The organism is Nonomuraea sp. NPDC052116 (assembly GCF_040680035.1).
In the GTDB taxonomy this organism is placed as follows: domain Bacteria; phylum Actinomycetota; class Actinomycetes; order Streptosporangiales; family Streptosporangiaceae; genus Nonomuraea; species Nonomuraea angiospora_A.
The window spans coordinates 1-11,479 of the sequence record NZ_JBFAWA010000048.1; the positions used below are offsets into that span (position 1 = coordinate 1).

Annotated in this window: 8 protein-coding genes; 4 read left to right on the top strand and 4 right to left on the bottom strand. The window is 69.4% G+C overall.

The features are described 5' to 3' along the window. Positions 1-530 precede the first annotated feature (530 nt). The 4 genes from AB0L65_RS55025 (at position 531) to AB0L65_RS55040 (ending at position 3,833) form a co-directional block, all read left to right on the top strand. Positions 531-1,061: a PadR family transcriptional regulator gene (locus AB0L65_RS55025; RefSeq protein WP_364264353.1), complete on the top strand. Its 531-nt coding sequence runs from the start codon at positions 531-533 to the stop codon at positions 1,059-1,061. A gap of 95 nt (positions 1,062-1,156) precedes the next feature. Then, positions 1,157-2,173, top strand: coding sequence for an alpha/beta hydrolase (locus AB0L65_RS55030; RefSeq protein ID WP_364264356.1), 1,017 nt, complete (start codon positions 1,157-1,159; stop codon positions 2,171-2,173). Beyond that, entirely contained in the window at positions 2,170-2,679 is a 510-nt protein-coding gene (locus AB0L65_RS55035; RefSeq protein ID WP_364264359.1) for a nitroreductase family deazaflavin-dependent oxidoreductase, read from the top strand. The genes AB0L65_RS55030 and AB0L65_RS55035 overlap by 4 nt, the downstream gene beginning before the upstream one ends. Before the next feature lie 251 nt (positions 2,680-2,930). After that, positions 2,931-3,833, top strand: coding sequence for an aminoglycoside phosphotransferase family protein (locus AB0L65_RS55040; protein WP_364264362.1), 903 nt, complete (start codon positions 2,931-2,933; stop codon positions 3,831-3,833). Between the two features lie 339 nt (positions 3,834-4,172). Here the strand turns inward: AB0L65_RS55040 and AB0L65_RS55045 are convergent, their stop codons facing one another. The 4 genes from AB0L65_RS55045 to glgB all read right to left on the bottom strand — a co-directional run bounded on the left by AB0L65_RS55045 (position 4,173) and on the right by glgB (position 11,403). After that, the gene (locus tag AB0L65_RS55045; protein WP_364264365.1) at positions 4,173-5,531 is read right to left on the bottom strand and encodes a S8 family serine peptidase; all 1,359 of its coding nucleotides are present in this window, start codon (positions 5,529-5,531) and stop codon (positions 4,173-4,175) included. Between the two features lie 205 nt (positions 5,532-5,736). After that, positions 5,737-7,101, bottom strand: a complete 1,365-nt coding sequence (locus AB0L65_RS55050) for a S8 family serine peptidase (protein ID WP_364264368.1) — start codon at positions 7,099-7,101, stop codon at positions 5,737-5,739. Positions 7,102-7,241: 140 nt separating this feature from the next. Then, a complete protein-coding gene (locus AB0L65_RS55055; protein WP_364264370.1) occupies positions 7,242-9,041 on the bottom strand; it encodes a S8 family serine peptidase in 1,800 nt (599 codons plus the stop codon). A gap of 199 nt (positions 9,042-9,240) precedes the next feature. Further along, entirely contained in the window at positions 9,241-11,403 is a 2,163-nt protein-coding gene (glgB, locus tag AB0L65_RS55060; RefSeq protein WP_364264491.1) for a 1,4-alpha-glucan branching protein GlgB, read from the bottom strand. Between the last annotated feature and the right edge of the window lie 76 nt (positions 11,404-11,479).

Sequence of the window (11,479 nt, forward strand, 5' to 3'; positions counted from 1 at the left end):
ACGCTGTCTCACCAGCCAGGTCATACCGCGATGACGATCACCACAGCAACCTGGCGATCTTCAAACAACCTCACGTGCGGAAAACGGGGCTAGCGTCTTCGGTTCTCTGTGTTTACCCAAGTAAAACGGACATCGGCGTAGCCTCGTCGCCTGCTGGCCGAGCCGGGCAGCGATTCGGTGGAAGCCGACGCCGCGTCTGTCCGGCAAGCCGGTCAGACCGTGGTGGAGAACCGCGTTATCGGGGCCTGACTTCGCATTCCCGGGTGGAGTGCGGCTCTTGGGCCACCGCCCCGCCGGACGCTGTCCTGTTGGTGCGGACACCAAGAGGGGCGGGGACCGGGCGCCAGTCGGGCGCCCGGCGGTTACTGAACATTACCGTTCGATTACCTTACGTCGCAACCCGATCGGGAGAGAATTCGGATCACAGTTCCACCGGTAACCACAGGCTCGCATAGCGAGCTCCGGCGACAGTCCATACCCTGTTCGGCAGGGCTTTGGCGGGTGCGGGGCCCCGGCGAGTGAGGGAGACGATGTCGGCGACGCGACTGCTGGTCCTTGGCGTGGTGCGGCTGCACGGTCAGGCACACGGCTATCTGGTGGGCTCCGAACTGGAGTCGTGGGAGGCCGGGCAATGGGCAGGGCTCAGGTCCGGCTCGATCTACCACGCGCTGCGTCAGCTGGCCAAGGAAGGTCTTCTGGACACCAGCGAGGTGCACGAATGGCCGGGCCGCGTCGATTACGCCATCAACGAGAAGGGCGAGGCGGAGTTCCTCGGGCTGCTCAGAAGCGCCCTCAGGGTTCCCGATCGGCGTCCGGAGCTGCTCAACGCAGCCCTTGTGCTGCTACCCGCGCTGCCCGAGGAGGAAGTGATCGCGCTGCTCAACGAGCGGGTGCACGCTCTGGAGGGCGATCGGGAGCAGATCGTGGCCTCGGCCCAGGAGGGAAAGCGCCCAAGGAACGTGAGAGAGCTGTTCACCCTGCGTGCGGCGCAGGCAGCGGGTGAGGCGGCGTGGATCCGTGACCTGATCGGGCGGCTGGAACGCGGTGAGGAGCCGGCCTGATCGGCCGGAGACCGGTTTGACGGCAGGAGGGTGGATCAGCCATAGTTCGATACCCAAATTTGGTTAACCAAATTTGGGTACCTCGAAGGAGTTTCATGCGCATCACGACAGCGGTACTTCTGGCGCTCGTCTCGATCCCCGCAACCGTGATCCCGGCAGCGGCGAACGCCGCCTCCGCCTGCCGGACGGTCAGCGCCGAGGTGGCGATGACCTCCAGCGGCCCCGCCGACCAGCGCGTCGCGGGCACCCTGTGCCTGCCGCGCGGCCGTGCCGCCACCGTTCAGCTGCTCATTCCCGGCGGCTTCTACGGCCAGGCCTACTGGCGGATGCGCGGCGACCGGCAGCGCCCCTCGTACGTGGAGACGATGACCGCCGCCGGGTACGCCACGCTGGCCATCGACCGTCTCGGCACCGGGGCGAGCTCCTACCCGCCGAGCGCCCGCTTCGGGCAGGACACCCACCAGATCGTCATCCGCCAGCTCATCCGGCAGTTGCGCGAGGGTCGTCTGGGCGGTGGCCGGTTCGCCAAGGTCGTTCTGGTCGGCCACTCGCTGGGCTCGACCCTCGCCCGCACCGTGGCCGCCGCACATCCGGCGGAGGTGGACGGCGTCATCCTGACCGGCGAATCGAGCGTGCCGAACGAGGCCGCGTTCGAGCAGATGGGCGCGGGAATCTATCGCGCCGCCGACGACCCCCGCTTCGCCGATCGCGGGCTCGACGACGGCTACCTCACCACCCGGCCCGGCCTGCGGGCCACCTGGTTCTACCACCGGCCCAACGCCGACCCCAAGGTCATCGCCGCCGACGAGGCCACCAAGACGACGGACGTCTTCCCTCCCGGCGACTCCTACACCCCGCCCTCGATCAACAAGCAGATCCAGGCCCCCGTACTGATCGTCAACGGCGAGCATGACAAGCTGCTGGCCGGAGCCCGCTCCTCCTCCGCCGCGCTGCACGCCCAGGAGGCCCCCTTCTACGGTCCCCGTGCCAAACTGGAGACCGTCCTGGTCCCCGGCACCGGGCACGTGCTCAATGGCCACCGCACCGCGCCCCACTGGTTCGCCCAGGCACGCGAGTGGGCCGACCGCCGCGTGGGCGGAGCGGCGCGATGAGCCAAGAGCCGATCGACAGCCCGACCGGGTGGGTGGCCAGGCACGTCAAGAGCTACGCCGAGTCCGGCGGCGCTCGCGGTCACCTCTTCCACGGCGCCCCCACGCTGCTGATCACGACGATCGGCCGCCGTTCAGGACTTCCCCGGCGCACCGCCCTCATCTACGGCCGCGACGGCGACCGCTACCTCGTGGTCGCCTCCAACGGCGGCGCCGCCGACCATCCGCTCTGGTTCCACAATCTGCTCGCTCAGCCGCAGGTCAAGGTGCAGGTCGGGGCCGAGGTGTTCGATGCGGTGGCCCGCCCGGCGGCCGAGGAAGAGCGGCTCCGCCTGTGGGAGACGATGACCGGGGTATGGCCGCGCTACATCGGCTACCAGCGAGAGACGCCAAGGCGGATCCCGATCGTGATCATCGAGCGGGCGGCGATGCCGGACCTCGGCAGCGATGCTCCTGCGCATCTCGTTGACCGCACGCACGACGTCGGACATGACCTTGGCCAGTTCTGAGATCGCTTTCTATGTCTCAAATCCCAACTTTCACGATCATCGGGCTGGACCCCCACCCGGCGTTTCACAAGTGGTCATCATCTTGAGCCGCTGATCGTTGCATGGCCTATGACCTGGGTGGCCTCGTTGGAGACAGTGTCCACAACGAGGCCGTGGTGGTCGGGGACCACCGATCAGCAGGGACCGATCGTTGCCGGAGAGCCCGGAGAGCGAGAGCCGCTCCGCCTGCCGCCTCAGTACTGTGACTTCGCATGACCGACACCGAGATCGAGATCACCGCAGACCTGGTCCGCGACCTGCTGCAGGAGCAACATCCAGACCTTGCAGGGCTGGCCATCCGCGAGGTGGTGGGCGGCTGGGGCAACCAAATGTGGCGCCTCGGGGACGAGTTGGCCGTGCGGATGCAGCGCATGGACCCTACGCCGGAGCTCCAGCTCAAGGAGCGGCGGTGGCTACCTGTGCTGGCCCCGCGCCTGCCGCTCCCGGTGCCGACCCCGGTGCGGTTCGGCGAACCGTCCGAGCGCTTTCCCAAGCACTGGACCGTGATGACGTGGGTTCCCGGCCAGCCGCTGGACCACGGTTCGATCAGCCGCGGCGCCCACGCGGCCGACACGCTGGCGGGCTTCCTCAGGGCGCTCCATGTGGAGGCGCCCGCCGAGGCCCCGGCCAGTTCGGACTTCGGCGCTCACCCCAAGAGGTGCACGGGCGGCTTCGAGCAGTTCTTGCAGGCCATTGACCCCGACGCCGTCGGCGATGTCCGTGCCGTCCGGGCCGTATGGGCCGATGCCGTCGCGGCCCCCGAGTGGGAGGGCCCGCCGATGTGGCTGCACGGTGACCTCCATCCCGCGAATGTCGTCGTCTCGGACGGGACGCTCTCGGGCGTGATCGATTTCGGTGCCTTGTTCGCCGGCGATCCGGCGTGGGACCTCGGCGCCGCGTGGGTGCTGCTCCCCGCGGGCGCGGCCGCACGGTTCTTCGACGCGTACGCGCACGCGGACGAGGCAACGATCAGGCGCGCCCGCGGGCTGGCCGCTATGAAGAGCCTCTTCCTGATGCTCATGGGGCAGAACGGAGATCGGGGCCTTCCCGGCGGCAAGCCGAACTGGGGACCTGCAGGCCGGGCGGCACTTGATCGTGTTCTGAAGGGCGTTTGATGCACGCTTCTTGAACTTGTTCTCGATCTTGGTTGAGGGCCGCGCGGCAGCCCACCTTGTCCGGTGAGGGTCGGCGCTCGTGCAGGTAGTCCACGATCAGATCGCGGACCGGTCGGCATTGAATCTGGTAGCGGTCCGCCAGTTCCTCGATGCTCAGCTGGCCCAGGGCGAGCCCGAACGGCCCCGCGGCCAACGGGGTCCGAAAGGCGTCCGGTCCGGGGTGGGCGTCGGTCGGCCCACCGCTTCGCCGGTCAACGGGTGGAGTGCATGGCGAGCGGGGGGTTCGGGGCGGGGTCCAGCAGGCTGACCACCCAGTAGGGCAGCGGGTGGGTGGGCCGTCTAGTAGTGGGTGCGCAGGGCTGCGTACACGTCGATGCGGGGTGTTGTGACCTCGGTCTCCGCGCTCGTGTACGTGATCGGCTTGCCCGTGCGCTTCAAAGCGTTCACCATGCTGTCCACCCCGGCGCGTGGCCGCTTCTGGTGGAGGAGGGCCAGGGAGCCGGCCACGTGTGGCGCGGCCATGGAGGTGCCGTTCAGCGTCGCGTACGTGTTCCCCGCGATCGCACCCTTGATCGACACTCCGGGCGCGAACACGTCCAGGAGCGTCCCACGGTTCGAGAAGGCGGCCACCGCGTCCTGCTTGTCCGTGGCGCCGACCGCGACCGTGTTGGAGACGCACGCGGGCCACGACACCGCGGACTCGAAGCCGTTGTTGCCTGAGGCGACCACCGTGGCGGTGCCCTTGGCGAGGAGCTTGTCGACCTCGGTCTTGAAGTCGGCCCCGTCGCCCGTGTCGCAGGCCTCGGTGTACTGGCCGCCGCCCAGGCTCAGGTTGACGGAGGCGATGTTGTACTGGTCCGCCAGCAGGTCCGCGTACGCCATGCCGGTCAGGACCGACGAGTCGTACGCCAGGATGCAGACGGGGCGGCCGGCGCAGTACGGGGAGTCGTCGAAGCGGCTGAACACCTGCACCGGCACGATCTGGGCCTTGGGTGCGACGCCGCTGGCCGGGAAGTCGGCGGTGGCCTGGCCGGCGGCGATGCCGGCGACGTGCGTGCCGTGGTAGCACAGGCCGTACTGCGGCTGCGGGGCGCCCGTCATGCAGGCGGCCGTCTCGGCGTTGGCGGCGCCGTCGCCGATCTGGAACTGGCTGCCGTTCGGGCACAGCGGCGTGGAGTTGTCGGCCGGGTCGGTGGCCGAGAAGCAGGCCTGGGCGACGATGCGATTGCCGAAGGCGGGGTGGTCGTTGTCGATGCCGCTGTCGATGATCGCGACGGCCGTGCCCTTGCCGGTGACGCCCTTCTGGTGTGCCCGGTCCGCGCCGATCAGCGGGATGCTCTCGACGAGCGAGGGCTCGTTGAGCTTGTCCTTGCGGATCGAGACCACGTCGGACTGCTCGGCGATCTGCTCGAGCTCCGCCCGGGTGCCCCGGTAGACGAAGAAGTCCAGTTTGCCGGCCACCTCGGAGGGCGGCTCCGCGTAGACGTTCTTCTTGTCCCGCTTGACCTCCTCCGCGCTGGACCGGACGGACCGCACCTGCGCGGGCTGCTGCACGCGGACGATGGCGCGGTGCTCGCCGGTCGCGGTGATCGCTGGGTCGATCTTGGACTCGGGGTCGGCCAGGGCGGGTGTGGCGACCAGCGCGGCCGAGGTGGCGGCCAGTGCGATGGCGCCGGCCAGCAGAGACGAGAGTCTCAACTGTTCCTCCGGGGGTTGAGGGAGCGAGGGGGTTGAGGAGGGTGAAGGGGGTGAAGAGGGTGAGGGGGTGTTTGTCGTTAAGAGTAACGATTGGTGTAATCACGCAGCGAAAAGGGCCGGATCCCGCCGATCCGGCCCTTGTGGCCGGCCCCCCGCCGTCCGGCCCTCGCAGCCGGACCCCGCCGTCCGGCCTTCCCCGCGCCGATCAGGCGCGGGCGCCCGCGGTGGCGCGCTCGGCGTCGATCCGCGTGGTGGTCACTGAGGTGCCCGCCGCGTCGTAGCGGATGGGCGTGCCCGTCTCCTGCAGCCGCTGCAGGCTCTGCGCGACCGTGAAGGCCGGGTACGCCTGCTTCATCAGCGCGAACATCCCCGCCACGTGCGGCGCGGCCATCGAGGTCCCGCTCTTCTCCGCGTACGTGTTGTTCGGCACGGAGGAGTTGATGTTCACCCCCGGCGCGAACAGGTCGAGCAGCGGCCCTCGGTTGGTGAAGGAGGCCAGCGCGTCGGAGTCGTCGGTGGCGCCCACCGTGACGGCGGTGGAGATGCAGGCGGGAGTGGCGACGCCGTTCGGGAAGCTGTTGTTGCCCGCCGCCACCACGGGGGCCACGCCCAGGCCCACCAGCGTGTCGAACTCGGGCTTGACCGCCGCGGCGGACGCGTCCGTGTCACAGGCCTGGGCGTACGGGCCGCCCCCGCCGAGGCTCATGTTCACCGAGGCGATGTTGTGCGTCTTGGCCACCCGCGCGATGTATTCGAGCGCCAGCTTCTGGTCGGAGGTGTAGCTGAGGAAGCACGGTGCGGAAACGCCGCCGATCAGGCAGGTCATCGGGTTGTCCACGCGGCTGAAGACCTGGACCGGGAGGATGCCCGCCTCGGGGGCGACGCCGTTGGACGGCGCCCCCGTGGCCAGCCGGCCGGCCGCGATGCCGGCCACGTGCGTGCCGTGGGAGCAGGCGTTCGCACCCCTGATGACGCACTGGGCGGTCTCGGCGTCCGCCGCGCCGGGACCGGTCTGGCTGGGCTGGTTGTTCGGGCAGAGCGAGACGGCGCCGTCGCTGGCGTCGGAGGAGGAGAAGCACGCCTCGTCCACGATCCGGCCGGTGAAGAACGGGTGGTCCCGGTCGATCCCCGTGTCCAGGACGGCGACGGTGGCGCCGCGGCCGGTCCAGCCGGCCTGGTTCGCCCGGTTCGAGCGGATGAGGGCGGTGCTGACGTCAAGGGTGGGCATGCGCAGCTCGTCCTTGTAGACGGACTGGACGCGGTTGTCCTTCTTGAGCTTGGCCAGCGTGGGGCCGTCCACCTCGGCCACGAAGAAGTGCGGTGACTGCGCGGACTCCAGGACCCGGCTGCCGTCGGACGCCTTCTCGATGTCGCGCGCGACGGCCTCGACGCTCTGCCCGGGCTTGAGCTGGATGATGGAGCGCACCCTGGACTTCGCCTCGACCTCCGCGGCCAGCGACGGGCTGATGATCGGATCGCCCGAGTCGGCGTGCAGCGCCGGGCCCGTACAGAGCCCGGCGACTGTTGCGGCCAGCGCCGCGGCGCCGGCCAACAGAGTTCGTAGCCTCACTTGTTCCTCCGAGAGCTCCTGGCTCGCTTACAGCCGCATACATCCCCACCTGCGACAACTGTGATGTCGGTGGTCTATGTAGCCCAGAGAAACGTTGGAGGCTTTTTTGCCTTCCTGCGGCCCTAGCCGCCTAGCACTGGTTATTTGACGGTTTTCGCCGCCTTCCGCAATGCCGCCGCGGTCGACTTGCCGTTCAGCCGCACCTTCTCGGCGGTGGTCAGCTTCTTGGTGCCGTTCGTGCCGTGCGCCCAGTTCAGCCAGGACGTGAGCAGCGCGCTGTCCAGCTTGGCCTTGCCTGCCTTGGTGCTCTTCAGCACCCGGTACGCCTTGCCGAGCGAGGACGCCTTCGTGACCTCGGGGAACACCTTGCTCGACTTGCCGATCAGCCTGAGGTAGCAGGTGAGCGTGGCGTCCGGGATCGTGCCGCTGCTGCGGTGGATCTCCACGGCCCACTGCTTGGCCGACAGCTTGGTGGCGTTCGTGCCCCGTGTGCAGACCTGCGCGGTGGTCTTCGGGGTCGGCGTGATCGTCACCGTGACGGTGACCGTGGGCAGCGGGACCGGCGAGGTGGAGGTCGAGGGCTGGGGAGTGGGGTCGGCCTGGTCGTCGGGCTCGGGGCTGGGGCCGCTGCTGTCCGACGGGTCGGGCTCGGGTGCGGGGTCCTCGGTCGGCACGCCCGGGGACTGCGTGATGGTCGGCTGCGGCGAGGCGCCGGCCAGGGCCGCCGCCAGGTCCAGGCGCGGCGTGCTGACCTGCTGGCCGTTGGCCTGATACGAGTACGGCCTGCCGGTCGTCTTCAGCGTGTTGATCAGGTCGGCCATCGGCGTCTGCGGCGACGCCTGCTTCATCAGCGCCAGCGCGCCGGCCACGTGCGGGGTCGCCATCGAGGTGCCGCTGAAGACGGCCGTCCGGTTGTCCGGCACGGACGACTCGATGTCCACGCCCGGCGCGAACAGGTCCACGATGGCCCCGCGGTTGGAGAAGTCCGCGATGACGTCGTTGTTGTCGTTCGCCCCGACGGCCACCGCCGAGGAGATGCAGGCCGGGTACGACGCCCCCTCGTAGAACTCGTTGCCCGCGGCGACCACGGTCGCGATGCCCTTGGCCAGCAGGGCGTCGATCTTCGGTTTGAAGATCAGCCCTTCCTCGCTGGAGTCGCAGTCGGTCTCGGACAGCTCGCCGCCCAGGCTCAGGTTCACGGCGGCGACCGGCTCGGTCAGGCCCGCCACGTAGTCCATGGCCTGCCGCAGCGACGACTCGAACGCCAGCAGGCACGACGGCTCGCCGCAGATGTCCTCGTCGTTGACCCGGCTGAAGACCTGCACCGCCACGATGTTCGCGCCCGGCGCGACGCCGCCGGTGCCGGCCGCGATGCCCGCGACGTGGCTGCCGTGCTCGCACAGGTTCGCGCCGTCGGCCAGGCACTTGGCAGTCGTGGCGTCCGCCGCGCCCGCCCCGGTCTGTGACGTCTGCCCGTTCGGGCAGAGCGACTCGACGCCGGCCTCCACGGCGGAGAAGCAAGCCTCGGCCACGATCCTGTTCCCGAACCACGGGTGATCGCGGTCGATGCCGGTGTCCAGCACGGCCACCGCCTGCCCGGTGCCGGTGTAGTTCTTGGCGTGCGCCTGGTCGGCCCCGATCAGCTTGAGGTTGGGGCTCACGTCCACCGGCGCGTACGTCCTGTCCCGGTGGATGGACGTGACCCGCGGGTCGTCGGCCAGCTTGGCCAGCTCCTCCGCGGTCCCCTCCACGACCATGAACGACTGGTTCTGCGGCTGCATCACCACGTCCACGCTCTCGGCGGCCGCCTGGCTCGCGACGGGCGCGTTCTGCGCCGGGTCGGTGAGCTCGACGATGGCCCGCACGGAGCCGCCGTCGACGCCTAACCCCTCCTCCACCTTGGCGGGGGGATCGCCGGGGGTGGAGGTTGTCTCTTCCACGACGCTCGGACTGGGAGTCGGATCCTCCGCGTAGGCCGGCGCCGATAACGGCAGCAGGGCCAACACGATCGAGCTCACGATCAGGGGGCGAAGTCGCACGCGTCCTCCGAGAGGGGGATGATCTCGGAGTTTAGGGTGATTTTCCGGATAGAGACAGGTCTCGGGGCCGGTTTCTCACCTAACTCTCAGCGGGCGCACCTCAAACGTTCAGCGTGTTCCCCTCGTGCGTGAGCCACACCGCGCCGAGCGGCGGCACCCTCAGCGTGGTCGAATGCGGCAGCCCGTGCCACGGCTCGTCGTCGGCCTCGACCACGCCCATGTTGCCCACGCCGCTGCCCCAGTAGTCGTAGGCGTCGGTGTTGACGATCTCCGACCACTGGCCGGAGTAGGGGAGGCCGAGCCGGTAGCTCTCGTGCGGCGCGCCGCTGAAGTTGATGACGCACGCCAGCGCGGACCCGTCGTCGGCGTAGCGGACGAACGAGAACGTGTTACCGGAGGCGTCGTCGGCGTCGATCCACCGGAACCCCTCGGGCTTGGAGTCCTGCTGCCACAGCGCCGGTGTCTCCTTGTAGATCCGGTTCAGGTCGCGGACCAGCCGCTGCACGCCCTGGTGCCCGTCGAACTCCAGCACCCACCAGTCGAGCCCGCGCTCCTCCGACCACTCCGAGCCCTGGCCGAACTCGCCGCCCATGAACAGCAGCTGCTTGCCCGGATGCGCCCACATGAACGCCAGCAGCGCCCGCAGTTGCGCGAACCGCTGCCACTCGTCCCCGGGCATCTTCCCGAGCAGCGACCCCTTGCCGTGCACGACCTCGTCGTGGGACAGCGGCAGCACGTAGTTCTCGGAGTACGCGTACAGCAGCGAGAACGTCAGCTGATGGTGGTGGTACTGGCGGAAGATCGGCTCGTGGCGCAGGTATTCGAGCGTGTCGTGCATCCACCCCATGTTCCACTTGAACCCGAACCCGAGCCCGCCCAGGTGCACCGGGCGCGAGACCCCCGGCCAGGCCGTCGACTCCTCGGCGACGGTCGAGATGCCGGGCGTCTCCCGGTAGACGACGGAGTTCATCTCCTTGAGGAACTCGACCGCGTCGAGGTTCTCCCTGCCGCCGTAGACGTTGGGCGTCCACTCGCCCTCGCGCCGCGAGTAGTCGAGGTAGAGCATCGACGCCACCGCGTCCACCCGCAGCCCGTCGATGTGGAACTCCTTGAGCCAGTAGAGCGCGTTGGCCACCAGGAAGTTGCGCACCTCCCTGCGGCCGAAGTCGAACACGTACGTGCCCCAGTCGGGATGCTCGCCCCTGGCCGGGTCGGCGTGCTCGTAGAGGGGGGTGCCGTCGAAGCGCGCCAGCGCCCAGTCGTCCATCGGGAAGTGCGCCGGCACCCAGTCCAGCAGCACACCGACGCCGCGCCGGTGCATCAGGTCCACGAAGTGGCGGAACTCGTCGGGCGTGCCGAACCTGGCCGTCGGCGCGTAGTAGGACGTCACCTGGTAGCCCCACGACCCGCCGAACGGGTGCTCGGCCACCGGCAGCAGCTCCACGTGGGTGAACCCCATGTCGACCACGTACGCGGACAGCTGCTCGGCCAGCTCCAGGTACGACAGGCCCGGCCGCCAGGACCCCAGGTGCACCTCGTAGATGCTCATCGGCCCGTCCTGCGGATGGCTCTCGGCCCGGTCCGCCACCCACTGGTCGTCCGCCCAGGCGTAGACGGACCTGTCGACCACGGAGGCGGTCAGCGGCGGCACCTCGGTGCGCCTGGCCATCGGGTCGGCCTTGTCACGCCACACGCCGTCGGCGCCCAGGATCTGGAACTTGTACCGCTCGCCCGCGCCGACGTCCGGGACGAACAGCTCCCACACCCCGGAGCGGCCCAGCGACCGCATCGGGTAGGCGGTGCCGTCCCAGTGGTTGAAGTCGCCGACGACCCGGATGCCGCGCGCGTTGGGCGCCCAGACGGCGAACGCCGTGCCCTCGACGTCCTCGTGCTCCATCACGCGGGCGCCGAGCGCCTCCCACAGCCGCTCGTGCCGCCCCTCGCCGATGAGGTGCAGGTCCACTTCGCCGAGCGTGGGCCAGTGCCGGTAGGGGTCGCGGACCTCGTACGGGTCGTGGTCGGCGTACTTGACGCTCAGCGCGTAGCCCGGCACCTTGTCCAGGCCGGGGACGGTGACCTCGAACACCCCGTGGGCCTGGTGTTTCATGTCGTGGGCCGTACCGTCCTCCAGCACCACCCGCACCTGCTCGGCCAGCGGGCGCAGCGTGCGGAAGACCACCCCGCCGGATACGGGATGCGCTCCCAGCACGGAGTGCGGATCGTGGTGTGCCCCACCCGCGAGGCGGTCGAGCTCTGTCCTCATCGGCATGCTCCCAACCTTGCCCTATGATGACCGTCCATCTCAGGCACTGCCCGCTTTCACCGAGACAATCACCGAA

What these genes read in the sequence shown, in the direction of transcription:
- glgB (WP_364264491.1), bottom strand. Translation starts at nt 11,403, where the DNA reads ATGAGGACAGAGCTCGACCGCCTCGCGGGTGGGGCACACCACGATCCG.
- AB0L65_RS55025 (WP_364264353.1), top strand. Translation starts at nt 531, where the DNA reads ATGTCGGCGACGCGACTGCTGGTCCTTGGCGTGGTGCGGCTGCACGGT.
- AB0L65_RS55035 (WP_364264359.1), top strand. Translation starts at nt 2,170, where the DNA reads ATGAGCCAAGAGCCGATCGACAGCCCGACCGGGTGGGTGGCCAGGCAC.
- AB0L65_RS55040 (WP_364264362.1), top strand. Translation starts at nt 2,931, where the DNA reads ATGACCGACACCGAGATCGAGATCACCGCAGACCTGGTCCGCGACCTG.
- AB0L65_RS55030 (WP_364264356.1), top strand. Translation starts at nt 1,157, where the DNA reads ATGCGCATCACGACAGCGGTACTTCTGGCGCTCGTCTCGATCCCCGCA.